Genomic DNA, 26,924 nt, shown 5'->3' with positions numbered 1-26,924 from the left:
GACGGAGGCATTCGACGGCGGCCGCATTCATGTGGCTTCAAAAAACCGAAGGCCTGTTTTTTGTGAAGGCAGAGGCATGACGCAACTTCCTGGCCACAGGTCCCCTGGACCCCGCGGGCTTTATGACCCGGCGAACGAACACGACGCCTGTGGTGTCGCATTCGTCGTCGACATGCACGGCCGTCGCAGCCGCGACATCGTCGACAAGGCCATCACGGCCCTGCTGAACCTGGAGCACCGTGGTGCCGCCGGTGCCGAGCCGAACTCCGGCGACGGCGCGGGCATCCTGATCCAGCTCCCGGACAAGTTCTTCCGTGCAGTGGTCGACTTCGAGCTTCCCGCCGAGGGCGCGTACGCCACCGGTATCGCCTTCCTGCCGCAGGCCCGCCGTGAGGCTGCCCGCGCTGGTTACGGCGTGGAGAAGATCGTCCGCGAGGAGGGCCTCGAGGTTCTCGGCTGGCGTGAGGTGCCGATCGACGGCTCCTCGCTGGGCGCACTGTCCCGCGATGCCATGCCGACCTTCCGGCAGATCTTCATCGCCTCGCCGAAGGACGCTGCCGAGCAGCTCTCCGGCATGGACCTGGAGCGGCGCGCCTACGTCATCCGCAAGCGCATCGAGCACGAGCTCGGCAAGTCGGGTGCCGGTGAGGGCGCGGTCGGCAAGGAATCGGTCTACTTCCCGAGCCTTTCCGGTCAGACCTTCGTCTACAAGGGCATGTTCACCACCCCGCAGCTGCGCGCCTTCTACCTGGACCTCCAGGACGATCGCGTGGAGTCGGCGCTGGGCATCGTGCACTCCCGCTTCTCCACCAACACCTTCCCGTCGTGGCCGCTGGCGCACCCCTTCCGGCGCGTCGCCCACAACGGTGAGATCAACACCGTCTCCGGTAACGAGAACTGGATGCGGGCCCGTGAGGCGCTGCTGAAGTCGAAGGTCTTCGGCATCGACTCCGAGGGCAACGATCGCCTGGAGAAGATCTTCCCCGTCTGTACCCCCGGGGCTTCGGACACCGCTCGCTTCGACGAGGTGCTCGAGCTCCTGCACCTGGGCGGCCGCAGCCTGCCGCACGCGGTGCTCATGATGATCCCCGAGGCGTGGGAACGGCACGAGTCCATGGACCCGGCCCAGCGCGCCTTCTACCGCTACCACTCGTTCCTGATGGAGCCGTGGGACGGCCCGGCCTCGGTGTGCTTCACCGACGGCGAGGTCGTCGGCGCGGTGCTGGACCGCAACGGTCTGCGCCCCGGCCGCATCTGGGTCACCGAGGACGGCCTCGTCGTGATGGCCTCCGAGGTCGGCGTGCTCGACATCGACCCGGCCACCGTGGTCCAGAAGACCCGCCTCAAGCCCGGCCGCATGTTCCTGGTGGACACCAAGCAGGGCCGCATCATCAGCGATGACGAGGTCAAGTCGGAGCTGGCGAACGAGCACCCTTACCAGGAGTGGCTGGACAACGGCCCGACCAAGCTGTCGGACCTGCCGGACCGCCCGCACGAGCACATGTCGCACGACCGCGTGCTCATTCGCCAGCAGATCTTCGGGTACAGCACCGAAGAGCTCAACATCCTGATGTCGCCGATGGCGCAGACCGGTGGCGAGGCGCTCGGCTCGATGGGCACCGACACCCCGATCGCGGTGCTCTCCTCGCGGCCGCGGCTGCTCTTCGACTACTTCTCGCAGCTGTTCGCGCAGGTCACCAACCCGCCGCTGGACGCCATCCGCGAAGAGGTCGTCACCTCGCTGCGCAGCATGGTCGGCCCCGAGGCCGATCTGCTGAACCCGGGACCGGAGTCCTGCGGTCAGATCACCCTGACCCAGCCGATCCTGGACAACGACGAGCTGTCCAAGCTGGTCCACATCAACGACGACGGCTCGCACCCGGGCCTGCGTTCGGTGGTCGTGCACGGCCTGTACCCCGTCAAGAAGGGCGGCAAGGGGCTGCGCAAGGCCATTGCCGCTGTGCAGCAGCAGGTTTCGGCCGCCATCGACGGTGGCGCGCGGATCATCATCCTGTCCGACCGCGAGTCCAATGAGAAGCTGGCGCCGATCCCGTCGCTGCTGCTCACCGCCGCCGTGCATCACCACCTGGTGCGCGAGCGCACCCGGACCAAGGTCGGTCTGGTGGTGGAGGCCGGTGACGCCCGCGAGGTGCACCACATGGCGCTGCTCATCGGTTTCGGCGCGGCCGCCATCAACCCGTACATGGCCTTCGAGTCCATCGAGGACATGCTGGAGCGCGGCGCGCTCCAGATGCCGGGTTCGACCGGCGATCTCGCGGCCGACTTCAAGAAGGCCGTCTACAACTACAACAAGGCCGCCGGCAAGGGTGTGCTGAAGGTGATGTCCAAGATGGGCATCTCCACCATCGCCTCCTACCGGGGCGCGCAGCTGTTCCAGGTCGTCGGCCTGGGCCAGGAGCTGGTGGACGAGTACTTCACCGGGCTCAAGTCCCCGCTGGACGGCATCGGCCTGGACGACATCGCGAACGAGGTGGCCCAGCGCCACAAGGTCGCGTTCCTGGAGAACCGCAACGAGCGCGCGCACCGCGAGCTCGAGGTCGGCGGTGAATACCAGTGGCGTCGTGAGGGCGAGTACCACCTGTTCAACCCGGACACGGTGTTCAAGCTCCAGCACGCGACCCGCTCGGGTCAGTACTCGATCTTCAAGGAGTACACCAAGCTGGTCGACGACCAGTCCGAGCGTTTGGCCTCGCTGCGTGGCCTGTTCAAGTTCAAGTCCAAGGGCCGCAACCCGATTCCGATCGAAGAGGTCGAACCGGCTTCGGAGATCGTGAAGCGGTTCTCGACCGGTGCCATGTCCTACGGCTCCATCTCGGCCGAGGCGCACGAGACCCTCGCGGTCGCGATGAACCGGCTCGGTGGCCGCTCCAACTCCGGTGAGGGCGGCGAGCATCCGGCGCGCTTCGAGCCGGAGGAGAACGGCGACTGGCGTCGGTCCGCGATCAAGCAGGTGGCGTCGGGTCGCTTCGGTGTGACCGCGCACTACCTGACCAACTGCACCGACATCCAGATCAAGATGGCGCAGGGCGCGAAGCCCGGTGAGGGCGGCCAGCTTCCGGCTCACAAGGTGTACCCGTGGGTCGCCGAGGTCCGGCACTCCACGCCCGGCGTCGGCCTGATCTCGCCGCCGCCGCACCACGACATCTACTCGATCGAGGATCTGGCGCAGCTGATCCACGACCTGAAGAACGCGAACCCGCAGGCGCGGATTCACGTGAAACTGGTCGCGGAGCCCGGCGTCGGCACCGTCGCCGCGGGTGTGTCCAAGGCGCACGCGGATGTCGTGCTGATCTCCGGTCACGACGGTGGCACCGGTGCTTCGCCGCTGACCTCGTTGAAGCACGCGGGCGGTCCGTGGGAGCTCGGCCTGGCCGAGACCCAGCAGACCCTGCTGCTCAACGGTCTGCGCGATCGCATCGTGGTGCAGGTGGACGGTCAGATGAAGACCGGCCGGGACGTCATGATCGCCGCGCTGCTCGGTGCGGAGGAGTACGGCTTCGCGACCGCGCCGCTGGTGGTTTCGGGCTGCATCATGATGCGCGTCTGCCATCTCGACACCTGCCCGGTGGGCGTCGCGACCCAGAACCCGGTTCTGCGCGAGCGCTTCACGGGTAAGCCGGAGTTCGTCGAGAACTTCATGCTGTTCATCGCCGAAGAGGTGCGTGAACTGCTGGCGTCGCTGGGTCTGCGGACCCTGGACGAGGCCATCGGCCGGGTCGACCTGCTCGACACCACCGAGGCCAAGTCGCATTGGAAGGCCGCCAAGCTGGACCTGTCGCCCATCCTCGACGATGTCGAGACGGCGTTCATGTTCCAGGATCGCCGCGCCACCAAGACGCAGGACCACGGTCTGGACAAGGCCCTCGACAACGAGCTGATCGCGCAGGCCGCGGACGCGCTCGAGCGGGGCAAGCCGGTCAAGATCGACACCAAGATCACCAACGTGAACCGCACCGTCGGCACCATGCTCGGCCACGAAGTGACCAAGCTGTACGGCGGCGTCGGCCTGCCCGACGACACCATCGACATCACGTTCACCGGTTCCGCCGGTAACTCGTTCGGTGCGTTCGTCCCGGCCGGCATCACGCTGCGGGTCTTCGGTGACGCCAACGACTATGTCGGCAAGGGTCTTTCGGGTGGCCGCATCATCGTGCGCCCGTCGCAGGACGCGCCCGAGGCGTACGTGGCGGAGCAGAACATCATCGCGGGCAACGTGATCCTGTTCGGCGCCACCAGTGGCCAGGCGTTCATCCGCGGTGTGGCCGGCGAGCGGTTCTCGGTGCGTAACTCGGGTGCGACCGCGGTCGTCGAAGGTGTGGGCGACCACGCTTGCGAGTACATGACCGGTGGCCGGGTGGTCATCCTCGGCGAGACCGGCCGCAACTTCGGCGCCGGTATGTCGGGTGGTGTCGCGTACATCTACAACCCGAACGGCACCTTCGAGAAGAACCTCAACACCGAACTGGTCGATCTCGAGCAGCTCTCGGCGGACGACGCCACCGCGCTGCGCGACATCGTCACCGCGCATCGCGATGCGACGGGTTCGGCTGTGGCGGAACAGATCCTGGGTGACTGGTCGCAGCAGGTGACCAAGTTCGTCAAGGTCATGCCGCGCGACTACAAGAAGGTCCTACTCGCCATCTCCGAGGCCGAAAAGGCCGGCCGGAACGTGGACGAGGCGATCATGGAGGCCGCTCGTGGCTGACATGACCAAGTTTTACTGTCAGGAGATCGTAAATGGGTGACGCACAAGGGTTCCTGAAGCACACTTCCCGGGAACTGCCGAAGCGCCGTCCGGTCGAGTTGCGGCTGCTGGACTGGAAAGAGGTCTACGAGGAGAAGTTCTCCCACGAGACCCTCCAGAAGCAGGCCAGCCGCTGCATGGACTGCGGTATCCCCTTCTGCCACAACGGCTGCCCGCTCGGGAACCTGATTCCCGAGTGGAACGACCTGGTGTACAAGGGCGCGTGGAAGGAGTCGTTCGATCGGCTGCACGCGACCAACAACTTCCCGGAGTTCACCGGCCGCCTGTGCCCGGCTCCGTGCGAGGCGTCCTGCGTCCTGGGCATCAACCAGGATCCGGTGACGATCAAGCAGGTCGAGGTCGAGATCATCGAGAACGGTTTCGACGAGGGCTGGGTCACCCCGATCTACCCGACTCGCCTGACCGGCAAGAAGGTCGCCGTCGTCGGCTCGGGTCCCGCCGGACTCGCCGCCGCGCAGCAGCTGACCCGCGCCGGCCACACCGTGACCGTGTTCGAGCGCGACGACCGCATCGGCGGCCTGATGCGCTACGGCATCCCGGAATTCAAGATGGAGAAGCGGTTCATCGACCGCCGCATCGCCCAGATGGAGGGTGAAGGCACCATCTTCAAGGCCGGCGTGAACGTGGGCGTCGACATCACCGCCGACGAGCTGCGCGCGCAGTTCGACGCCGTGGTGCTGGCCGGTGGCGCGACCATCGCGCGTGACCTGCCGATCCCGGGCCGCGACCTGGACGGCATCCACCAGGCCATGGAGTTCCTGCCGCTCGCCAACCGCGTGCAGCTGGGCGACCAGATCACCGACGAGGACGGCCTGCCGCGCATCAACGCGCGCGGCAAGAAGGTCGTCATCATCGGTGGCGGCGACACCGGCGCGGACTGCCTGGGCACCTCGCACCGTCAGGGTGCCGAGTCGGTCCACCAGTTCGAGATCATGCCGCGCCCGCCGGCCGAGCGTGCGGGTTCCACCCCGTGGCCGACCTACCCGCTCATGTACCGCGTCTCCTCGGCTCACGAGGAGGGCGGCGAGCGCGTGTTCTCCGTCAACACCGAGCGTTTCGTCGGTGCGGACGGCAAGGTCACCGGCCTCCAGGCGCACGAGGTCAAGATGGTGAACGGCCGCTTCGAGAAGGTCGAAGGCACCGACTTCACCCTCGAGGCCGACCTGGTGCTGCTGGCCATGGGCTTCGTCGGACCGCAGAAGAACGGTCTGCTCGAGGGTCTGGGCGTGGGCTACGACCAGCGCGGCAACGTCAAGCGCGACAACGATTGGGCCACCACGGTTCCCGGCGTCTTCGTCGCCGGTGACATGGGCCGCGGCCAGTCGCTGATCGTGTGGGCCATCGCGGAGGGTCGCGCCGCGGCCGCCGCCGTGGACAAGTTCCTGGAGGGCGAGACCGCCCTGCCGTCGCCGATCACCCCGACGATGGTGGCGCAGCGCTGATCCAGCCCCAGGGCTGAAGCGGAACTCGAAGCGCCCGTGGACCTTACGGTCCACGGGCGCTTCGCCCGTAAGGAGGGGAATCGGGGACAGGCCCCCAAACCCCCGCAAGACCGACGGCGGCGGCGCTTGTCTCGAACCTCAGCGCGGTTCGGGGCGCGTCATGGTGACCGTCAGGTGAATCGAGTTGTCGCCTACCGGAAGCCAGCGGTTGCGCAGGGTCGCGGGATGGGCGAGGACGTCACGGGGGCCCAGGCTGTAGGTGCCGATCGACTCGAACTCGATGTCGAGGCGGCCGGACACGATGTAGATCGCCACTTCGCCGTCGTTGTCGAGTTGCCACCATTCCGAGGCGTATTGGCCCGGGGCGATGACGTATTCGCTGATGTCGAGCTGGGAATCGGTGCCCAGGGTCATGAAGCGGCCGATGGCGGAATCGGGGCGGTCGGCGACGGGGATCAGGTCGCCTTCGCCGGCGCGGACGACGCGGACCGGTTCCGGTGGGGGAGTGGGGGCGGGGAGCAAGGTTCCCGGGGGGACTTCGAGGGCTTCGGCCAATCGGTAGATGGTGAAGACCGAGGGGGTGGAGGCGCCGCGTTCCAGTTGGGACAGGAAGGCTTGGCTGATACCGGCTTTCGCGGCGAGGGCGCGGGTGGACAGGCCGGCTTTCTCGCGGAGATCGCGGAGCAGGGCTCCGACCGATCTGGCTACTCGGTCCTCTTCGAGGGATTCCACCGGGCGGATTCACCTGACCTTAACGGACGCCGACTGCTGTCGTAACTCGATATGACGACTCTGATTGCTCAGAGCGATCAGCTCCAGGCATCGCCTTCAGCCTATCGAGTATCAGGAGTTGCCATCATGCTAGGCACGGCAACGGCTCGGCGGATCACCGTCGAGCAGCGCGGGATCGACCGCGTGCCCGTCGAAGAACGGCGTGGAAAACCCCTTCACCTGGCCGGATTGTGGGGCGGGATCGTCCTCAACCCACTCACCGTCGTGTACGGCGCGCTCTTGGTGACCTTCGGATTGTCACCGTGGCAGTGCGTGCTCGCGGTGGTGACCGGGAATCTGACCTGGATCGCCACCGGTCTGGTCAGCTTGATCGGACCGGCCGCGGGGACACCGACCTTCGTGGTCAGCCGCTCGATCATGGGGCGGTGGGGGAATCGACCGCTGGCACTACTCAATTGGCTCATGCAGGTCGGCTACGAGGTGCTCGATCTGGTGCTGATGGTGCTGGCCGTGACCGCCCTGCTCGACATGGCGGGCGTGGGACTGGACGGAACCGGGAAACTCGCTGTCATGGTGGCGCTTTCGGTCGCCCAGAGCGCGCTGCCCCTGCTCGGGCATGCCGCCATCCTGCGCACGGTGCGCACCCTGCTGGTGCCGTTCGCGGCCGGGTTCGCGGTGCTCGCCTGGCTGACCCTGGACCGGTTCGCCGCGCCGGAGGTGCCGGCGGCGGGCTGGGCGGCGTTCCTGGGCGGAATCGCCTTGGTGGCCAGCGGTTCCGGCTTGGGCTGGACACCGAACGCCGCCGATGTGGCGCGGTATCTGCCGGCCGGCAGCGACCGGCGGCAGGTGGTGGCGGCGGTGGCGCTGGGTGCGGGCATGCCGCAAATGCTGCTCATGCTGGTGGGCGTCGGGGTCGGATTCCTGACCCCGGAGGCGAGCGACGCGGTCAGCGGCCTGCCCGCGGCCTTCCCGACCTGGTTCGCGGTGCCGTTCCTGCTGCTGCTCATCGTGCAGCTGGGTGCGTTGAACGGGTTGAATCTGTACTCGTCGGGGCTGACCCTGCAATCGGCGGGGGTGCCGCTCGGGCGGGTGGCGGCGGTGGCGCTCGATTCGGTGGTCTGCACGGTGCTGGCCGGAATCGTGCTGGCCTCGGGCGATTTCAATCAGGCGCTCAGCAACTTCCTGCTCTTCATGATCGTGTGGTTCGCGCCGTGGTCGGCCATTCTGGTGGTGGACTACTTCATGCGGCGCGCCCACTATGCGGACGCCGCGCTGGAACGGCCCGCCCGCTGGGGGAAGGCCGGGCTGATCGCCCAGGTGTCGGGGATGGTCGCGTCGGGATCGTGCCTGGTGACGACCATCTGGACGGGATGGGGCGCGCAGGCGCTGGGTGGCTTGGATCTCTCGGTCTTCGCCGGATTGCTGGTGGGCGGCGTCGCCTACCGGCTGTTGAACAATCGCGACAACGAAGGAGCCGCACGGTGAATGTCCCCGATATTCCACTGATCGATATCGCCGCTTGGCGCACTGGAACTCCCGGGCAGCGCGCCGCATTGGCCGCGCGCCTCGACCGGGCCATGCGGGATTCGGGCTTCTTCCTGGTCGAAGGGCACGGCATCGAGCGTGAGCTGATGAACGAGATCCGCACCGCCGCACGCAAGTTCTTCGCACTGCCGTTGTCCGCCAAGCGCCCGTACGCCTCCACGGTGGGTGGGCGCGGCTGGCTGGCCACGGGGGTGGAGGCGAACTCGTACTACGGCGAGGCCCCGGATGCCTCCAAGCCGGACTTGAAGGAGACGTTCAAGATCGGCCGTGAACACCGCACCGGGCTGCCGGAGCTCGATTCGGTCTGGTTCCTGCCCAATGTCTGGCCGCGAGAAGTGCCCGAATTGCGGGACCTGACACTGGATTACACGGCTCGGGTGCGCGCGCTCTTCACCGACCTGCTGGAGATGTGCGCGGTGGCGCTCGGTCTGGCGGCCGACTACTTCGTGTCCCGGGCGGCGGACGCACCGGATTCACTGAACATCAACCGGTACCCGCCGATCACCGTGACCGGCCCGGCCGCCGCGGGTCAGTTCCGGGTGGGGCCGCACACCGACTGGGGCACGCTCACCATTCTCGATCGCGAAATCGGTTACGGCGGACTGCAAGTGCTGACCCTGGACGGGCAGTGGGCGGACGCGCCGCACGTGCCCGGCGCGTTCACGGTGAACATCGCCGATCTGCTGGCGCGCTGGACCGGGGATCGCTGGCGTTCCACCCGGCATCGCGTGCTGCCGCCGCCGCAGGCCGCTCCGGACGAGGACCTGATCTCGCTGATCAGCTTCTTCGAGATCGATATGGACGTCGTGATCAGCCCCTTCGATCCGCCGGTCGGCGGCGGCGCGCACTATCCGCCGGTGACCGGGCACGACTACATCTCCGAACGAGCGAAGGCGGCCGACGTTGCCTGACAACCTGATTGCCGCGGACACGGATCGTTCGGCGGCGCTCGCCTTCGCGGCCGCCATGCCCAAGATCAGCCTGCACTGCCACCTCACCGGCACCTTGCAGCCGCGAACCGTCGCCGAACTGGCTGCCAAGCACGGGGTCCCGATGCCGGACGGGCGGACCGCCGAGAACCTCTACGACCACGCCTCCTACGAGGATCTCGGCGAGTTCCTGCGGGTGCTGGATCTGGTCGGCGCGGTCATGCTGGACCGCGACGATTTCCATCGGACGACCTACGAAACCCTCACGCTCGCAGCGCGGCACAATGTGATCCACCGGGAGCTGTTCGTCAGCCCGCCGTCGCATCCGACGGTGTCGTATCCGACGATGATCGAGGGCATCACCGCGGGACTGCGCGACGCGGAGGCCGATCACGGGATCAGCTGCCGGTTGATCTTCGCCATGAACCGCAATGCCGATCCGGCCGAGGGCGTGGAGCTGGTGCGGCAGGTGATCGCCCATCGCACCGACGACATCGTCGGAATCGGTCTGGACTACGAGGAGGTCACCGGCCCGCCCGAGCGGTTCGCGGAGGCGTTCGCCCTGGCCAAGCGGGCGGGGTTGCGCCGCACGGCGCATTCGGAGTCGGGTCCGCCGCGCAATATCGTGACGCTGCTGGACGTATTGGATTGCGAGCGCATCGATCACGGGTATCACGTGGTGACCGATCCGGCGCTGACCCGGCGCTGCCGGGACGAGGGGATTCCGTTCACCTGCACGCCGGTGAGTTCGGATATCGGCCGCTACTCGGGTTCGGGGGACGGGACGCACGCGGTGATCGCGGCGATGGTGGACGCCGGGCTGGCGGTGACCATCGACGGGGACGATCCGCCGATGTTCGGCACCGACCCCACCGAGGATCTCTCCGCCTTGGTGCGGGCGCTCGGTTACGGCCCGGAGCAATTGATGCGTTTCACGGCCGCCGGGATCGAGGCCGCGTGGTTGGACGAGAGCGAGAAACAGGCGCTCAGGGCCCGGACCAGCATGTTCTGAAACATGTTCTAGTCAATTTCTCCATTTGCTGGACAGGGGACCAGTTACACCTGTTTACTAGGCGCTCGGGTGGCCTGGATCACCCCCGAGTAACCGCAGAGCTCGGCACGCTTTTGTCTTGTCCCGGAAAGAATTCCGGGCTCTTCGGAGGAGAAACCAATGTTCCGGTCTCGGACCACTGCTGCCGCGGCGTCCGCCGCACTGGTAATCGCGGGATTGACCGTCGGATTGGACGCCGTCACGGCGAATGCCGCGACCGGTTGCGAGGTGCGGAGTTACGAGACCAAGAAGGACATCAGCACGGTCGGCATCACGCACACGTACGAGAAGTACGCGACCGCGGATTCGATCGGCGTCGGCACCACGGTGACCTACAAGATTGTCGTGGGCACCACCGGAATCGGTAATCCGTACGTCAACACCATTACCGACTTCCCGGCTGCCGGACTCGGCGCGCCGATCAAGACCAGCGTCACCGCCTACCACGCGGGCACCGGCCAGCGCACCGAGGACGTGACCGCGGTGCCGAACGCCGGCGGCTGGAAGGTCACCAGCACCGGCTGGTTCGTGAACTCCGGCAACCCGGTCACGCTCACCATCACCTACCCGCTGAACGACACCATCAAGTCGGGCCAGCAGGTCACCAGCGGCGGCGTCGGCGTGGCCGGCACCGTCGGCGTCAGCAACGAGATGCCCAATCTGACCTCGTGCTTCACCGCGCGCGGCGCCAATGCCGGTGAGACCGTGCTGGGCAGCCTGGGCGACAACGGGCTCGGTTCGGCCGACGGCCAGCTCAGCTCCACCGGTTCGTTCAGCGACATCCTGGCCGACATGCTGAAGAAGTTCATCGGCAGCTGATCCGCCTTTCGAAACCGCTGAGGACCGTACCGATGTGTATCCGCAAACTGTCGCGACTGGCGGCGCTTTCCGCTCTCGCAATGGCATTGGCATTCGCCGGGCAGAACGGTGACATCGGTGCGGCCGCGGCGGAATCGAGTGGCGCGCAACTGCTCTACGTCGATCGCTCCGGCGGCCGGGTGCAATTGCTGCACGTCTACTCCGCCGCCATGGACAAGACCATCACGCTCCAGGTGATCGTCCCCGCCGATAACAGTGCGCCGCGGCCGACGCTGTACCTGCTCAATGGCGCCGGCGGCGGCGAGGACAACGCCACCTGGTTCCAGCAGACCGATATCGTCCAATATTTCGCCGACAAGAATGTCAATGTGGTCATTCCGATCGGCGGCAAGTTCTCCTATTACACGGACTGGAAGAACGACGACCCCAAACTCGGCCGCAATATGTGGCGGACCTTCCTGACCGAAGAGCTACCGCCCATTGTGGATTCGGCGCTGCGGACCTCGGGCGCGAATGCCATCGCGGGCATCTCGATGGCGGCCACCTCGGCGCTGAACCTGGCCATCGCCGCCCCCGGCCTCTATCGCGCGGTCGGCTCCTACAGCGGCTGCGCCTCCACCTACGACGAGACCAGCCGCGCCTTCGTCCGGCTGGTGATGGAACGCTCCGGCGCGGATGTCCGCAATATGTTCGGCGCGGACGACGATCCGGCCTGGCTCGAGCACGATGCCGTGCGCAATGCCGAGAAGTTGCGCGGCACCACGCTCTTCATCTCCAACTCGACCGGATTGCCCGGCTCGGAGGACACCCTCGACGCTCCCAATATCGCGGGCCGGACCATGACCCTCGCCAATCAGATCGCTCTCGGCGGCATGATCGAGGCGGCCACCAACCTGTGCACGCACCAGCTCGCCGACCGGCTCGGTGAGCTCGGCATCCCGGCCCAGGTCGAATTCCGCTCGGCCGGAACACATTCCTGGCGGTACTGGCAGGACGCCCTGCACCGGTCCTGGCCGACGCTGGAGGCCGCGCTGCTGCGCTGAGGGGGCGAACCGACGTAAATCGGACGATTTCCGAGGCTCGGTGGCAACTGCGCCAAGGGCCCTTTATTGTTATGCACGGTGTGTCGCCGATCTCGTCGTATGGGCGGGGTTCGCGCATCTCATAACGGGCGGGTAACCAGCGTTAACCCAGCGTGCACCGTCAGGTCACGAGGCGATATCACCATGATGAGGACTGGGACGGAATACGGTCCCGGGTAGGCATGTGTGAACTGGAGCAGTATGCGGTTGAAGAATATTGTCGCGGCTGCGGGGGCAGCGGCGAGTGTGCTCATGTCGGGTGTCGTTCTCGGCAGCGGCCCCGTTACGGCGGACCCGGGTTGTCCGTCGCTGTACACGGTGGCGGTCCCCGGTACCTGGGAGACCGGTCACGACAAGACGCCGCAGCCCGGCATGTTGTCGACCGTCACCAATGGCCTACCCGGCGAGGTCGAGTACGTAACCTATGCGGCGACCGCCTTCCCGTGGGAGGGCGACGTCTACGGCGCGTCCAAGAACGAGGCTCTCTCCAATGCCCGTGCGGCCGTGCGGAACTTCGCGGCCCGTTGCGGCGCTTCGAAGATCGCCATCACCGGCTACAGCCAGGGTGCCGACGCCGCCGGTGATCTCGCCGCCGAGATCGGCAGCGGACTCGGCGTGGTCCCGCCGGATCGCATCGCCGCCGTGGCGCTGATCTCCGATCCGCGGCGTTCCCCGACCGATATCCAGGTCGGCCCGTTCGCGCCCGGCGCGGGTGCGGGTGGCGCTCGGGTGGGCGGCTTCGGCTGGATCGCGGACAAGGTGCGCACCGTGTGCGTGGTCGGCGATCTCTACTGCTCCACCGAGGAATCCGACTTCGTCACTCGGTTCGCGGGCTTCCTCGCCCAGACCTCGAACCCCAACCCGCTCAACATGTGGCGCTACCAGCTCGAGGTCGGCTCCATCATCAACGATCTGATGGCGCAGGGCGGTATCGCCACCTTGCAGTCGCAGCTCAGCGAAGGCGCCAATCAGGAGCGAGTCGCGCAGTTCGAGCAGTTCTTCAAGACCGGCAAGCACACCAGCTACGGCAGCTACTCGGTGGGCGGCGGCCAGACCGCTCTCACCTGGATGCACAACTGGATCGCGACCAACGCGTAGCGCACCGGATTCGAACGAACATCGCTGGGGCCGCTCTCCGAAAAAGGGAGCGGCCCTCGGCTTTTCCGGGATCAGCGCATCAGCTGCGCGGAGCTTGGTTGCGGGGCAGTAGATCCCAGACGTGCCCGTTCTCGTTGACGGTCGCCGCGGTGCGGGTGCCGGTGCGCGAGTACAGGATCCGGGTGATCGAGCAGTAGTCGATCGGGAAGGTGAGTGGGCGCGCCAGCCCGAGCACGTCCTGCAAGAGCACGTTGATCACGCCGCCGTGTGCGAAGGCGACGACGGTGTCGGTGTGGTTCGCGGCGGCGACGATGTCGGCGACCTTGGTCAGCACCCGCGAGGTGAACGCGGCGGCATCGATGGGCTCGGGGATGTATCCGGCCTTGATCCGGGCGTACACGTCCTTGAAGTCGCGCTGCGCGTCCTCGATCGGAATGTAGGCGGGCAGGTCGCGGTCGTACTCGGCCAGATCGTCGAACACTTCGACGTCGAGGCCGAGCTTCGCCGCGGTGGGCCGCGCGGTTTCGCGGGCGCGCAGCTGCGAGCTGCTCACCACGCGCGCGATGTCGTGGTGGGCGAGCGCGGCCGGAAGCCGCCCGGCCTGCTGGATTCCGATCTCGGTGAGATCCGGGTCGGCCGGGCCGGAGGCATCCGTGACACGACGCGGCTGGGCATGGCGAACGAGGATCAACTGCACGTCACCACTGTGCCGCACCGTGCCTTCAGTCGGCTCGGCGGGGGAGCCTGGCTAGCCCTGGTTCTTCTTCCGGTTCTGCATCAGGTAGACGATGCCGAGGATCAGTGCGACGATGCCGATGCAGCAGACGGCGGCGAAGATCCAGAAGCTGCCGCCCTTCTTCTTGCTCGACTTCTTCGCCGTGTACTCCATGGCGGTGGTCCAGGTGTCGGGGTTGGTCCAGACCGTGTGGTCCAGCAGGTTGGCTTGGGACATCAGTTCTAGGTACATCTCTAACCCCATCGTCGAGCGGTAAGCCGGCCTCCTCCCAGGGGCCGCCTTAAAGATTAGCTGCCGATTCTGTATTGCGGCACAGGTTCTTTGCGACCCGCGCCGCGCCGTCAGGTATTGCGCGGTTTCACCAGTGGGAAGGGCAGCGTCTCGCGGATGCTGCGGCCGGTCAGCAGCATGACCACCCGGTCCACACCGACGCCGAGGCCACCGGTCGGCGGCATGGCGTGCTCCAGCGCCTGGAGGAAATCCTCGTCCAGTTCCATGGCCTCCGGATCGCCGCCGGCGGCCAGCATGGACTGTTCGGTGAGCCGTCGTCGCTGTTCGATCGGATCGGTCAATTCGCTGTAGGCGGTGGCGAGTTCGACGCCCCAGGCCACCAGATCCCAGCGTTCGGTGACGCCCGCGATATGGCGGTGCGCGCGGGTCAGCGGCGACACCGAGGTGGGGAAGTCGATGTAGAAGGTGGGTTCCTCGGTGGCCGACTCGACCAGCTGCTCGTACATCTCGAGGACGATCTGCCCGGCGTCCCAACCCAATTGGCAAGGGACCCCGGCCTTGTCGCAGAGCATCCGCAGCCGTTCCTCGTCGGTCTCCGGCGTGATGGTCTCGCCCAGCTTCTCCGACACCGCCCCGTGCACGGTCTTGACGCTCCATTCCCCGGAGATGTCGACCTCGGTGACGGTGCCGTCGTCGGCGGCGCGCAGCGCCACCATCTTGCCGTTGGCAGCCACCGCGGCTTCCTGGATGAGCTGGCGGCAAGCGTGCATCATGCGTTCGTAATCGCTGTGCGCCTCATAGGCTTCCAGAATCGTGAACTCGGGATTGTGGCTGTAGTCGACGCCCTCGTTGCGGAACACCCGCCCGAGTTCGAACACCTTCTCCATGCCGCCCACGCAGAGCCGCTTCAAATACAGCTCCGGTGCGATACGTAGGTAGAGGTCGAGGTCGTAGGCGTTGATGTGGGTGGTGAACGGCAGGGCGTTGGCGCCGCCGTGCACCTGTTGCAGGACAGGGGTTTCCACCTCCAGGAAGCCCCAGCCGTGCAGGGTGTCGCGCAGCGAGCGCACCACGGCGCTGCGCTTGGCCATCACCTCGCGGATATCGGTGTTGATGGCCATGTCGACATAGCGTTGCCGCACTTTGGCTTCCGGGTCGGCCAGACCCTTCCACTTGTCGGGCAGCGGGTGCAGGCATTTGCCGAGCATCCGCCAATCCGCGGCCAGTAAAGACAATTCGCCGCGCCGGCTGCGCCCGATCTGCCCGCTGATCTCGATCAGATCGCCCAGGTCGAAGAATTCGTGGAATTCGTCGCTGCGCTCGGCGCCCACCCGCTCACGATCGATGACCAGCTGGATCTCCCCGGACCAGTCACGGACCACGGCGAAGATGACGCCGCCGTAATCGCGGATCCGCAAGAGCCGCCCGCAGACTCGCACCGTGGTGCCCTGCGGGGCGCGGCGGGCTCCGGCGACGGTGTGCGTGGGCGGGTAGGCGACCGGATAGGCGTCGATGCCGGCGTCGTTGAGCTTGGCCAGCTTGTCCATCCGCACCCGCACCTGTTCGGGGCGGCGCGGACCGGTCTCCTCCAGCTCCTCGGGCGGCAGATCGGGCAGGCTGCCGTCGGCGTGCAGCCCGGTCATGGTGTCGGGCACCGAGGATCGGACGCCGGTGTGCGAGGTGGTGTCGGGTTGCTTGCCGATGCGCGGCAGGAAGCCTTCGGCGATGGCGCTGGCGGTGGCCACCCGCACCAGGTGGCGGCGGTCCTCGAAGAGCGAGAAGCGCGGCACCCAATCCGGCTGGTACTTCACATTGGAGCGGTACAGGGCTTCGAGCTGATACCAGCGCGAGAAGAACATGAGCACGCCGCGCCACAGCCGCAGCACCGGGCCCGCGCCGATCCGCCCGCCCTCTTCGAAGACCGAGCGGAAGACCGCGAAGTTCAACGAGATTCGCGTGATCCCGTACTGCTCGGAGGTGAGCGCCAGCCGCGAGATCATCAATTCCATGATCCCGTTGGGGCTGGTGCGGTCGCGGCGCATGAGATCCAGGGAGACGCCGGTGCGGCCCCACGGGACGAGGGACAGCATGCCCAGTACCCGGCCGCCGGAGTCCACGGCCTCGACCAGCAGGCAATCGCCGTCGAGGGGATCGCCGAGGCGGTCCAGCGCCATGGAGAAACCGCGTTCGGTCTCGGTGTCGCGCCAGGCGGCGGCGCGTGCCATGACCTCCTTCATCTCCTCCGGATCGAGCTCTTTGTGCCGCCGTACGCGCACCGAGATGCCCTGTTTGGCAAGGCGATTGGCGGCCTGGCGGACCTGCTTCATATCGGGGCCGGCCAGCGAGAAGGTGCGGGTTTCCAGAATGGCCTCGTCACCCAGGCGCAGCGCGGAGAGTCCGGCGCGGCGGTAGGCGGTGGCGCCGATCTCGCTGGCGCCCATCACCGCGGGGGCCCAGCCGTACTGGTCGGCCAGTTTCAGCCAGGCGTCGATGGCATGCGGCCACGCCTCTTTCATGCCGATCGGGTCGCCGGAGGCCAGGCAGACGCCCATCTCCACGCGATAGGTGACCGCCGCCTTGCCGCTGGGCGCGAACACCACGGCCTTGTCGCGGCGGGTGGCGAAGTAGGCGAGCGAATCCTCGACATCGGAGCGTTCGATGAGCCCGCGCAGCGCCGATTCGTCGATGCCGGTGAGCGCGTTGGACGCCCGTTGCGAACGGAACAGCACGATCACCGCCGCCAGCAGCGCCAGCGCGCCGAACAGGCCGAGCAGCAGGTTCACCGGATGCGGCGGATGGCCGTCGAAATCGTCATTGCTGACCAGAATGGCGGCGGTGACCCGGTAGACCGCCCACAGCGGCCGTTGCGCACCGCCGGGCAGGCTGCCCGGGAACAGCTCCACCAGACCCCAGCCGAGCAGGCAGCCCAGTGCGATGCCGCCGGCCAGCACGCCCAGTGCCCGCCATACCGCGCCGCGCTGCACATGCGTGTAGAACTCCGACCAGGAGGCCAGCAGCAGGCCGATCACCAGCAGGTGCACGATGAGCGCCATCAGGGCGCTGACATCGTTCTCGGCGGCGAAGTCGAGGGCATTGGCGAGCGCGTATGCCGCCATGTAGCCGATCAGCAGCCACCAGGCGATGCGTTTGCGGCTCGCGGTCGCGCCCGCGAGCAGGCCGACCACCAGTGCCCACACCAGCGAGGTGTCGGGCGCGTCGAAGTAATAGGTGTCGACGTAGTGCCGCAGGCCCGAGGTCAGATACCGCAGTCCTGGCGAAATGCTCCACAGTGCGCAGAAGGTGGCGAAAACGCCCAGGACCAGGCCCGCGATATGCGGCACCTCGCTGAATCGCCCGTGCCCGCGATGCGGCACCTCGGATTCTCGCGAGCCCACTCTCGGCTCGATGTCGTGGTGTTGCCGGTCCTGCGTCGAAGTCACCGCACCAGTGTGTATGTTGCCGCTGCCCATGTGCACTCAGAACCCGTTTCGTGTCTCCGTGCCGCGTCCTACCGACCGGTTGCGGGGCCCGCATTTTGGTGTCCCGGGATTCGCGGGTAAGGATGTACCCATGTCGGATCCCATCGATATCCCGATCACGGACGACGTCATTCGACTCGGCCAGTTCCTGAAACTGGCGAACCTCATCGATTCCGGTTCGGAAGCCAAGAACGTCATCGCCCAGGGCCTGGTCCGCGTCAACGACGAAGTAGAACTCCGCCGCGGCCGCCAGCTGCAAACCGGCGACGTGGTAACCCTCGCCGGCCACAAGGCCCGCGTCACCGACGGGTAGGAGGTATTCGGGGGCAAGCCCCCGAACCCCCGATCAGATGGGGACGCCTTCGCCGCCGAACCCATAGGGCGGGCCCATCGACCAACCGGGATGCCCGCACCACCGAACCTCCGATCGGGAGGGCTGGGGCAGTGCCCGGGAGCGCGAGCCCGCCCTTCCCGACTGGGGTTTCAGGGCTTGCCCCTGAGAGTTACGAGAGTTGTCTAACTCTCGGCCCGCACCACGACGCCGTCGGAGTCGCTGTAGAGCATGTCGCCGGGCACGAAAGTCACTCCGCCGAATTCGACGGGGACGTCCTTGTCGCCGGATCCGGTCTGGGTGGACTTGCGGGGGTTGGTGCCCAGCGCCTTGATGCCGATGGGCAGGGTGCGCAGGATCGCCGAGTCGCGGACGGCGCCGTTGACGATCACACCGGCCCAGCCGTTGTCGACGCCGCGGCCCGCGATGATGTCGCCGACCAGGGCGGTGTGCACGCTGGCACCGCCGTCGACGACGAGCACCCGGCCTTCGCCCGGTTCGCCGAGGGTCTGCTTGACCAGGAGGTTGTCCTGGAAGCAACGGATCGTCACGATGCGGCCCGCGAAGGCTTCGCGCCCGCCGAATTGAATGAATTGGGTATCGCAGCTGCGGATCTCAGGGCCGATCTCATCGGCTAGGTCGGCAGTCGCCACAACGTTTGCTGATTCGGTCACGAGATCATCTTGTCAGGGCGAAAATGCGCAAGTCGCGCGTGGTGCGGTTGCGGTAGGCCGTGTACGCCGAGGTGGTCTCCTCGAAGCGCGCGAAAATCGCCCGCTTGCGCTCCTCATCGGTGACGAGGGTGGCGGTGACCGGAATCCGCTCCCCGGCGATGGTGACCTCGCCGTGCGGGTCGGCCAGCAGGTTTCCGGTCCACGCCGGATGCGTCGCCTGCCCGAAATTACTGCCGATCACATACAGCGTGTCCCCGTCGTGCACGTAGATCAGGGGAGTGGTGCGCGGCTCCCCGGATTTGCGCCCGGTGGTGGTGAGCAGGATGAGCGGCGCCCCGATCGGCCCGAGCACGGTGTATTTGCCGGCGGTGCGCTCGAGCACCTTGCGATCCAGCGGGGTGAGTTTGCGGATCACCAGTGACCCGAACGCGCTGGCGGCGAACGGACTGGCCAGTCGGCCAAGGATATTCGTGCGCGAACCCCAGATGCGGTCCGGAAACTGCTCACTCATGTTCGAGGAACTTACCCGGCTCGTGGATACGTTGCCGGGCCGCCGGACGATCTACAGGGGACGAAATATTCGCCTGTGCGGTCCGGAAACCGGGCGCATACTGGCGATACCCGCTAGGCGATCGGGGGGAGTGCATGAGTGTCGATCCAGTCGTGGATTCGGGGGCCGTCGACGAGACCCGTTCCCTGCTGACCGCCGTCGCCGCCCGATTCACCGCCGCCTGGGAGGCCGCCGGCGCACCCCCGGACCTGGCCCGATTCCTCCCCGAAGTGACCCCGCAACTGCGCCGCCTGTGCCTGATCGAGCTGATCAAGGTGGATCTCGAGTACCGCTGGATCCGCTACGACTTCCCCAAGCGCCTGGCCGAATATCGCCTGGAATTCGACGAATTGCGCTCCGGCCCGCTCCCGATGGACCTGGCCTACGAGGAGTTCCACGCCCTGCGCCGCTCCGGCCGCGGCCCGGATCAGAGCGGATACCCGACCGAAGCCGGCCCGACCGCCGTCTGGGGTGAACGCGACTATCGCAGCACCCTGATCGCCCGCCCCGCGGCCCGGGAAGCCTTGGACGGCATCGAGGTCGGTGATCGAGTCGACGATTTCGACCTGCTCGTGGAGTTGGGCGCGGGCGCGTTCGCCCGGGTCTTCCTGGCCCGCCAGCGTTCCATGCAACGCCTGGTGGCGGTGAAGATCTCGCAGAATCACGGCACCGAATCCGAGACCCTCGCCCAGCTCGATCACGAGAACATCGTCCGCGTCTTCGACCAGCGCCTGATGGCCGACCGCGAACTCAAGCTCATGTACATGCAGTACCTGCCCGGCGGCACATTGTCGAAGGTGCTGAGCCTGGTCCGCGAGCGCCCGCCCGAGCAGCGCGACGGCGGCCTGCTGCTGGACGCGGTCGACGCCGCCATGCGCGACAAGGGCGGCCTGGTGCCCAGCGAGTCCACCACCCGCACCGCCATGCGCGCCCGCAGTTGGCCCGAGGCGGTGGCCTGGCTGGGTAGCCGCCTGGCCCGCGCACTGGACTACGCCGCGGAAAACGGTGTGCTGCACCGCGATATCAAGCCCGCGAACGTGCTGCTCACCGCCGACGGCATCCCGAAACTCGCGGATTTCAACATCAGCTTCAGCCTGCACGTGGCGGGCACGAGCCCGCTCGCCTACTTCGGCGGCTCGCTGGCCTACATGTCGCCCGAGCAGCTGGCCGCCTGCCACCCGAGCCTGCCCGATACCCCCGAGCAGCTCGACGGCCGCAGCGATATCTACGCGCTCGGGGTGGTGCTGTGGGAACTGCTCACCGGCCGCCGCCCCTTCGACGACGAATCCCGGGCGGGCGATTCGGAATCCTCGCTCGAGCGCATGCTGCGCCTGCGCCGGCATCCGGTGGATCCCATCCACCTCTCCGACCTGCCGCCCGACACCCCGCCGACGCTGCGCCGCGTGCTGCTGAAATGCCTTGCCCCGCACCGCGAGGACCGCTGGCCAACCGGGGCCGCGCTGGCCCAGCAACTGGATCTGTGCCTGGATCACCGCGCCCGCGACCTGGTGGATCCGCCGAGCCGCAGCCTGCGCGCCCGGGTCGGCCCGTGGTCGCTGATCCTGCTGGTCACCCTCGCCACCTTCGTCGGCGACTATCTCGGCATCCTCTACGCCAACCTGCACAACGGCCCGCTGTTCGAGCTCTGGTTCACCCCGGACGAGCACGTGAAGTTGCAGACGGTCGGCCTGCTGCTCGGGTTGATCACCACGCCGGCGGCGGTCGCGGTCACGAACTATCTGTGCCGCAAGGCGTTCCTGGTGTGGCGAGGTCTGCGCAAAGGCCGTGCCTACGAGCCGGAAGCCCTCGCCGTGGCTCGCCGCGACACCCTGGTGAACGGCGACCGGGTGGCGCTGCTGGCGTTCCTGTGGTGGGTGGTGTCGGCCGTCGTCTCCACCGCCGCGCTGATCGGCTACACCGATCTGCCCGCCGACCGCATCGTGAATCTGACCGCGACACTGCTGGTCGCGGGCGCGATCGCGACGGCGTACCCGTTCTTCCTGGTGACCTTCGCGGTGGTGCGCTGCTTCTATCCGCGGCTGCTCTCGCACGGGGAGACCGCCGACGACGGCCGGGCCCTGCGCGCCCTGGGCCGGCGCTGCACGCTGTATCTCGCTGTCGCCGCGGCCATTCCATTGATCGGCGTGGTGGTCAGCCTGATGTTCCTGGACTCGCACGAGGTGTCGCTGGTGCTGGGCCCGATTCGCTGGCTGTGCCTGCTGGGCGTGCTGGGTTTCATCGGAAACTATTGGTTGTTCCGGCAATTGGAGGCGGACCTGCGTGCTTTCGAACGCGCGCTCTCCGCCCCGCTCAGCTGAAGAACCACCAGCCGAACAGCATCATCCACATGCCGCCGACCGCCACTCCGGCGATCGCGAAGCCTTTGTCGTCGCGTTCGGAATCGATTGCCAGCGCCACCAATCCGAGCACCACCGCCGGTACCGCGGTGATCCCGCAGATCACCCCGAAGACGCTGAGCACGAATGCGGTGATCCCCATCCCGCGTTGCCGTTTTTCCGGCATCGGTTGATAGAACATCGGCGTCGGCGGATATCCCGGCGGCATATTCGGATACACCGGAATGCTCGTGCGAATCGAGGGCAGCCCGTGCATCGCGATATCGAGATCGGCGAAAGTCCGTGCGGCGAGCGCCTGCCCGATGCGTTCGGACAACTGGTCGACCCCGATACGCCCGGCTTGGAAATTCTGTTTGAGGGCCTCGACCGTGCGTTCCCGATCGGTATCGCTCGCGAGGAAATGCTCGCCTGCCCAGTGAGGTTCCATGGGGCTCTCCGTCGAACCGTGCCGAATCCGTCTGGCTCCGAGCGTATTCCCGGGGATGCCGGTGTGCCCGAATGGAGACCGGAACCACAGGGTTCCCTCAGGCGCGGCCGTGCCGCCTTTCGTAGGACCGGCGGTCGGAGTCCTCGCGGGCGCGGCGATCGGCATCGGCGAGCGCGGGATCGAGGCCGTGCTTGATGAGCCGATTGCGGCGGAAGACGTAGGTGAGCGCCGCGGTGAAATAGATCAGCGGCAGGTACAGCAGCGCCATCATCGCCAGGCCCACCCATTTCGGGCCGGGCACCAGGAGAAAGACGCAGAGCAGCGGAATGATCGGGACGAGAATGCGCAACAGGTAGCGGCGGGTGGCGCCGGGCCCGATCAGATCGTTCAGCACCCAGTCGTTCATGGCGGGCGGCAGCGTCCTGCCGCAGATGTAGCCGAGCCGCTGGGCCGGGCCGGGGGTGCTGCGTTCGGGCATGCGCCCAGGATCCTCGGGGGCGCGGGGCGCGGGCAACTCAGGGGGTCGGCGGCTTTGGCGACCCCGGATCGTCAGGCGTTCTCGCGCTCGGCGTGGAAGGCGGCGACCTGGGTGGTCAGATTGTGGGTGGAGCTCTTCACGGCCAATTTCACGAACGGCTCGATGGTCTTGCCGAGCAGTTTGCCCGCGATCCCGCCCGGCACCCGGTAATCGACAATGGCGTCGATGGTGCAGGACTCCTCGCCCTTGGCGTGGAAGAGGAAGGTGGATTCGATTTCGAAGCCCTTGATGGACTTCACGGCAATGGCGTAACCCGGTTCGTGCCGCACGATTTTGATGGTCGAATGCAGCGTGATGGGGCCGAGGCCGATGGTGCCGTCGAAAGTGGCGTCCACACCTTCGGTCTGCTCGGTGAGCGGTTCGAATGCGCTGATCTCATTGATGAATCGCGGCAGATGGCGGTAGTCGTTGACATAGGCGAAGGCCGATTCGGCCGAGGCGGCGCAATCTGCGACGATCTTGACTTCGGTCATGCGCTCGACTGTAACGTGTTCTAGTTTTCGTCGCAGATCTTGTGATGCATGCCATCTATGAGAACGGCCTCACGCCGTGACGGCCAAGGTCGCGGCCAGCCCGAAGACTACCGCCATCGCCAGCACTTCGAAAATCGAACGCCGCAGCGAGGATTCCGCATCCATCCGATGGTCGGTGGCGCGCGGCACCCAGGTGCGCCGCCACCACCAGCCCAGTGCCAGCAGGCCGATCAGCAGCAGCGTCTTCGCCAGCAGGATCCGGCCGTAGCCCGTGGTGAGCAACGGCGTCAGGCCGCCGATCCGGACCAGGCCGTCGATGACGCCGGTGACCGTGACCGTAGCGGCCAGCGGCAGCGCCCAATTCGAATAGCGGGGGAGCAGCACCGCCCACTCGCCGCGCGTGCGCACCACCAGCGCCAGCGCCAGCAGGCCGCCGAACCAGAGCGAGGCCGCCAGCGCGTGCACCGCGCCCAGCACCGAACCGAGGAACTGCTGCGAGAGATGCCCGGTGATGGGTCGCAGCGCGATCGTCACCGCCGTGAACACCAGCACCAGGTCCGCGGTGGCGCGCTCCGGGCTGCGGAACCCGAAAGCGCTGTAGATCGCCACCGCGCCACAGCCGACCAGCAGGGCGATGCCGATCTGACCGCCGCTGACATCGGTCAGATACTCACCGAAGCGCTCGGCGCTCAACCGCCGCACCGGAACGCCCTGCACCTCGGCGGCTTCCACCACCAGCATGGTGAATTCCATTGCCGCCCACAGGCCCGCCAGCAAGGTCAGCAGCCGCCAATGGGTATCGAGGCGGTCGTGCAGGCGCGGCAGCGCGGCCAGGCCGAGCACCGTCGCGCCCGCGCAATCGGCGAGCACCCGGGCGGTGGCCTCCGGCTGCACCGGATCGTCGGCGGCGAGAATCCAGGCCAGCAGCGCACCGAACAGGCCGCACGGAACGACCAGCAGCAGTAGCCATCTCGTGCTGCTGCCGCCGGTCGCCCCGCGGTCGCGGCGATCGGTGCGGTCGGACCGGTTCACTTACGCTGCTTACCCCGGCCGCCCAGCAGTGCGAACGCCAGACCGCCGCCGAACAGCACCACCGCGCCCGCGATGAACACCCACAGCGGGACGCCGCCGTCATCGGAGTCGCCGGACTTGGCCGAGCTGTCCGCCTTCGGGCCGGGCGTGCCGTTGCCCGCCTTGGTGAGGGTGAAGGAACGGGTGCCCTTCACCGGGTGACCGTCGGCCGAGGTGACCCGGTAGGCGATCTTGTATTCGCCGGCCGGGCCGAGCTCACCGACTTCGATGCTGACCGTGGCGCCCTCGACCTTCGGCTGGCCCTTGGACCACAGGTTGCCGTCCGGGCCGGTCACCGTCATGGACGGGAACGACGCCTGGAGATCCTCGTTGAAGGTGACGGTCACCCGCGCGGGCGAGGCGTCGATCTGCGCGCCGTCGGCGGGATCGGAGCCGATGGCGGCCGAATGCGCGCTCGCCACACCGCTTCCCAGCAGTGCCATGCCGGTGACCAGCAGGCCGGTGAGCACACCGGCGAAGACCTTGCGCATCATGAGCGGCGACTCCGGATCACGCTGCCCAGACCCAGGGCCGCACCCAGCGCGCCCAGCGCCAGGCCGAGGCCGCCGAGCCAGCGGGCGGTGGTGTCGGTGCCCTTGTCGTCATCCTTCGCGGCGGTATCGGCGTCGTGATCGTCGCCCTTCGCCGCGCTCAAAGACAGTGCGGGAGCGGGATGCTCGGGCTCGGAGCCGTCCGCGTTCTCCGGCTGATTCCACTCCACGACCTTGCCGTCGCTGTAGGTCTGGGAGGCCGGGAAGCTCAGCTTCTCCTGCTTGGGCAGCGGGCCCAGCGACAGCACGAACCGCTGGAACTGCCCCGGGGCCACGCCCGCATTGCCCGGCTCGACGGCCCAGGTGACCGAGACCGCCTCGCCCTTGTCATTGCGGTCGATCTTCTCCGACCAACCGGCCATCGGCTCGGTCCGGATGCTCTTCAGATTCGGCACCGCCACGGTCAATTTCGTGGTGGACGCGGTATTCGACTCGGTCGGCACCTTGAAAGTGGCCACGGTGTAACCGTTCTGGGCCGCGCCCGGCGCGTCCACGGTCACGTGCGCGGACGCCGCGCCCGCACCGAGCAGGGTCAGCCCCACGACCGCGCCGCTCGCGGTGAGCGCGCGCGAAATAGAGGTATGCATGAATGAATGGCCTTTTCTCACAAAGGGTTACGGGTGAATTCGGGAATCACGCCGCAACCGGAGGCGCGCGCGGCCCCGCCGCACCCGCGATGCGCAGGCTTCTCAATGTGGAACGTGGGGAGGTCCACGTCCTCGGCCGAGGCCCGGCGGCCAGGGCGCCCGGGCGGTTGACCGCCACCCGGACCGCCTGTGCCACAAGGCCGTACAGGCGGTCCGCGGCCGCTATGAGGAGGGCACACACCACCGCGGCCGCCGCGTGCCCGGCCGCCATCGCCGCATCCGAGACGATCGCGGCGCTACCGGACAGGAATCCGCTGAATCCGCCTGCCGCCGAACCGTGCCCGCCATGGGAGAGCCCGGTCAACGCCACATGGCACAGCGGTTGCGCCGCCGCCATCAGCGCGGGCAGCGCGGTACGTGACGCGCTGCGCGGCAACGTCATGGCGACGGCCCCGATCGCGGCCGCCGCGAGCAGCAACAGCGTCACGCCCGTCGATCCCGGCGTCGGGCCGCCCGCCGCCGCGTGCGCCGCGATCGCCAGGGCCGCGGTCAGCGCGCCCGCCGAACCACCGCGCAGCCGAGACGTTCGATCCTGCCCGCCACCCGCCTTCCACATCCCGCCGCGGGTGGTCACCGCCGCGCCGGCGTGCGCCCGGAACGCGGTGTCCGGCAATCGCATTCCGGAACGGCGGCGGGGCATCGCAGGCTCAGTTCACGCCGAGGCGGGCGAGCACGTCGGCTTCGATGCCGGAGAGCTCGTTGGAGATGGAGGCGTGCACGGCGCGACGGCGCTGCACCGGCATCTGGGCGGCGGTGCGGGTGGCGGCGGCCAGGCTTTCCAGGCGGTCGCGGGTCGCGGTCGCGAACTTCTTGGTGTCCGCGTCGGAGTTCTTCTTCTCCACCTCGGCGAGCGTGGACTCCACATTCGCCAGGCGGGCCTGCAATTTCGAACCGGGACCGGAGAATTCGCCGAGCTGGTTCACGCCGATGCCCAGCTGCTGCGCCCGCCGATTGTCCAGCTGCGCGCGCACCATGGTCGCGCCCCGGTAGGCCAGCGGCGCCAGCACCGGAACCAGCAGCCGCGCCACGCTCAAATACTTGCGCACCGACGCCACGCTGAACGGATCCCGCTCCGCCTTGGCGGCCAGCTTCAAAGCGGCCTTCTCCTCCGCCTGCAACTTGGCGATCTCGGCCTTGGCGACCTTGGACTGCGTCCGCGCCTCGATCCGATGCCGCTTGCGCTCGTTGCGCGCCCCGAGCTTGGCCTCCATACCGGCCTTGTGCTTGAGGGCTTTCGCCTCGGCTCGGCGGCTGACCCGCTTCTTGCGCTTGGTGAACAACCCCATTGATGGCCTCCGTCATGCTGGTTCGCCATGGCAGCACAGGGCCGGGGGAATGCCTGTCCGCCCATGAAACACAGTTTGCCGATCACCTT

Annotated in this window: 24 protein-coding genes; 10 read left to right on the top strand and 14 right to left on the bottom strand. The window is 67.4% G+C overall.

Annotated elements, in window-relative coordinates; all coding sequences use genetic code 11:
• The first annotated feature begins 76 nt into the window (after positions 1-76).
• Complete coding sequence (gene gltB / locus NI1_RS26960; protein ID WP_067825974.1) at positions 77-4,726, top strand: glutamate synthase large subunit; 4,650 nt, start codon at positions 77-79, stop codon at positions 4,724-4,726.
• 32 nt (positions 4,727-4,758) lie between these two features.
• Positions 4,759-6,228, top strand: a complete 1,470-nt coding sequence (locus NI1_RS26955; RefSeq protein WP_067825972.1) for a glutamate synthase subunit beta — start codon at positions 4,759-4,761, stop codon at positions 6,226-6,228.
• Between the two features lie 138 nt (positions 6,229-6,366).
• Here NI1_RS26955 and NI1_RS26950 read toward each other — a convergent pair whose 3' ends face one another.
• Entirely contained in the window at positions 6,367-6,960 is a 594-nt protein-coding gene (locus NI1_RS26950) for an XRE family transcriptional regulator (protein WP_084523760.1), read from the bottom strand.
• 126 nt (positions 6,961-7,086) lie between these two features.
• Between NI1_RS26950 and NI1_RS26945 the strand changes: the two genes are divergently transcribed.
• From NI1_RS26945 to NI1_RS26920, 6 genes are all read left to right on the top strand, one after another.
• A complete protein-coding gene (locus tag NI1_RS26945) occupies positions 7,087-8,445 on the top strand; it encodes a purine-cytosine permease family protein (RefSeq protein WP_169815639.1) in 1,359 nt (452 codons plus the stop codon).
• A complete protein-coding gene (locus NI1_RS26940) occupies positions 8,442-9,416 on the top strand; it encodes an isopenicillin N synthase family dioxygenase (RefSeq protein WP_067825968.1) in 975 nt (324 codons plus the stop codon). The genes NI1_RS26945 and NI1_RS26940 overlap by 4 nt, the downstream gene beginning before the upstream one ends.
• Complete coding sequence (add, locus tag NI1_RS26935) at positions 9,409-10,446, top strand: adenosine deaminase (RefSeq protein WP_245663413.1); 1,038 nt, start codon at positions 9,409-9,411, stop codon at positions 10,444-10,446. Before NI1_RS26940 ends, add begins: the two co-directional genes overlap by 8 nt.
• Positions 10,447-10,605: 159 nt before the next feature.
• Entirely contained in the window at positions 10,606-11,304 is a 699-nt protein-coding gene (locus tag NI1_RS26930; protein WP_067825966.1) for a hypothetical protein, read from the top strand.
• 80 nt (positions 11,305-11,384) lie between these two features.
• Positions 11,385-12,347, top strand: a complete 963-nt coding sequence (locus tag NI1_RS26925; RefSeq protein WP_245663412.1) for an alpha/beta hydrolase — start codon at positions 11,385-11,387, stop codon at positions 12,345-12,347.
• A gap of 240 nt (positions 12,348-12,587) precedes the next feature.
• On the top strand, positions 12,588-13,484 hold the full coding sequence (locus tag NI1_RS26920; RefSeq protein ID WP_084523754.1) for a cutinase family protein: 897 nt from the start codon (positions 12,588-12,590) through the stop codon (positions 13,482-13,484).
• A 79-nt stretch (positions 13,485-13,563) separates the two neighbouring features.
• On the opposite strand, the gene NI1_RS26915 is transcribed toward NI1_RS26920, so the two are convergent.
• From NI1_RS26915 to lysX, 3 genes are all read right to left on the bottom strand, one after another.
• A complete protein-coding gene (locus tag NI1_RS26915) occupies positions 13,564-14,181 on the bottom strand; it encodes a histidine phosphatase family protein (protein WP_067825962.1) in 618 nt (205 codons plus the stop codon).
• A gap of 51 nt (positions 14,182-14,232) precedes the next feature.
• A complete protein-coding gene (locus NI1_RS26910; RefSeq protein ID WP_157535363.1) occupies positions 14,233-14,436 on the bottom strand; it encodes a hypothetical protein in 204 nt (67 codons plus the stop codon).
• A gap of 125 nt (positions 14,437-14,561) precedes the next feature.
• Positions 14,562-17,921 carry a bifunctional lysylphosphatidylglycerol synthetase/lysine--tRNA ligase LysX gene (gene lysX, locus NI1_RS26905; protein WP_084523752.1) on the bottom strand — a complete coding sequence of 1,120 codons (3,360 nt, stop codon included), beginning with the start codon at positions 17,919-17,921 and terminating at the stop codon, positions 14,562-14,564.
• Positions 17,922-18,021: 100 nt separating this feature from the next.
• Here lysX and NI1_RS26900 point away from each other — a divergent pair, with 100 nt between their 5' ends.
• Positions 18,022-18,243 (top strand): RNA-binding S4 domain-containing protein, encoded by a 222-nt coding sequence (locus NI1_RS26900; protein WP_067825958.1) that lies wholly within the window; start codon positions 18,022-18,024, stop codon positions 18,241-18,243.
• Between the two features lie 203 nt (positions 18,244-18,446).
• On the opposite strand, the gene rraA is transcribed toward NI1_RS26900, so the two are convergent.
• Together rraA and NI1_RS26890 are read right to left on the bottom strand one after the other, a co-directional pair.
• Positions 18,447-18,935 carry a ribonuclease E activity regulator RraA gene (gene rraA, locus NI1_RS26895; RefSeq protein WP_067825956.1) on the bottom strand — a complete coding sequence of 163 codons (489 nt, stop codon included), beginning with the start codon at positions 18,933-18,935 and terminating at the stop codon, positions 18,447-18,449.
• A 4-nt stretch (positions 18,936-18,939) separates the two neighbouring features.
• On the bottom strand, positions 18,940-19,446 hold the full coding sequence (locus NI1_RS26890; protein WP_067825953.1) for a nitroreductase/quinone reductase family protein: 507 nt from the start codon (positions 19,444-19,446) through the stop codon (positions 18,940-18,942).
• 134 nt (positions 19,447-19,580) lie between these two features.
• Here NI1_RS26890 and NI1_RS26885 point away from each other — a divergent pair, with 134 nt between their 5' ends.
• Complete coding sequence (locus NI1_RS26885; protein WP_067825952.1) at positions 19,581-21,803, top strand: serine/threonine-protein kinase; 2,223 nt, start codon at positions 19,581-19,583, stop codon at positions 21,801-21,803.
• Here the strand turns inward: NI1_RS26885 and NI1_RS26880 are convergent.
• The 8 genes from NI1_RS26880 to NI1_RS26845 form a co-directional block, all read right to left on the bottom strand.
• A complete protein-coding gene (locus NI1_RS26880) occupies positions 21,796-22,269 on the bottom strand; it encodes a DUF1707 and DUF4190 domain-containing protein (RefSeq protein WP_067825949.1) in 474 nt (157 codons plus the stop codon). The two genes, NI1_RS26885 and NI1_RS26880, sit on opposite strands and share 8 nt — an antisense overlap.
• A 97-nt stretch (positions 22,270-22,366) precedes the next feature.
• On the bottom strand, positions 22,367-22,747 hold the full coding sequence (locus NI1_RS26875) for a DUF5313 family protein (protein WP_067825947.1): 381 nt from the start codon (positions 22,745-22,747) through the stop codon (positions 22,367-22,369).
• Positions 22,748-22,818: 71 nt separating this feature from the next.
• Positions 22,819-23,280: an SRPBCC family protein gene (locus tag NI1_RS26870; protein WP_067825945.1), complete on the bottom strand. Its 462-nt coding sequence runs from the start codon at positions 23,278-23,280 to the stop codon at positions 22,819-22,821.
• A gap of 69 nt (positions 23,281-23,349) precedes the next feature.
• Entirely contained in the window at positions 23,350-24,312 is a 963-nt protein-coding gene (locus NI1_RS26865) for a CopD family protein (protein WP_084523748.1), read from the bottom strand.
• Positions 24,309-24,845: a copper resistance CopC family protein gene (locus NI1_RS26860; protein ID WP_439957301.1), complete on the bottom strand. Its 537-nt coding sequence runs from the start codon at positions 24,843-24,845 to the stop codon at positions 24,309-24,311. Before NI1_RS26860 ends, NI1_RS26865 begins: the two co-directional genes overlap by 4 nt.
• Positions 24,842-25,489 (bottom strand): YcnI family copper-binding membrane protein, encoded by a 648-nt coding sequence (locus NI1_RS26855; protein WP_067825941.1) that lies wholly within the window; start codon positions 25,487-25,489, stop codon positions 24,842-24,844. Before NI1_RS26855 ends, NI1_RS26860 begins: the two co-directional genes overlap by 4 nt.
• Positions 25,490-25,535: 46 nt before the next feature.
• Positions 25,536-26,168: a hypothetical protein gene (locus tag NI1_RS26850; protein ID WP_067825939.1), complete on the bottom strand. Its 633-nt coding sequence runs from the start codon at positions 26,166-26,168 to the stop codon at positions 25,536-25,538.
• Between the two features lie 28 nt (positions 26,169-26,196).
• On the bottom strand, positions 26,197-26,835 hold the full coding sequence (locus NI1_RS26845; protein ID WP_067825937.1) for a DUF6474 family protein: 639 nt from the start codon (positions 26,833-26,835) through the stop codon (positions 26,197-26,199).
• Between the last annotated feature and the right edge of the window lie 89 nt (positions 26,836-26,924).

Source organism: Nocardia inohanensis NBRC 100128 (genome assembly GCF_001612945.1).
Lineage (GTDB): Bacteria > Actinomycetota > Actinomycetes > Mycobacteriales > Mycobacteriaceae > Nocardia > Nocardia inohanensis.
This window is presented reverse-complemented; position numbering and strand designations above follow the sequence as displayed.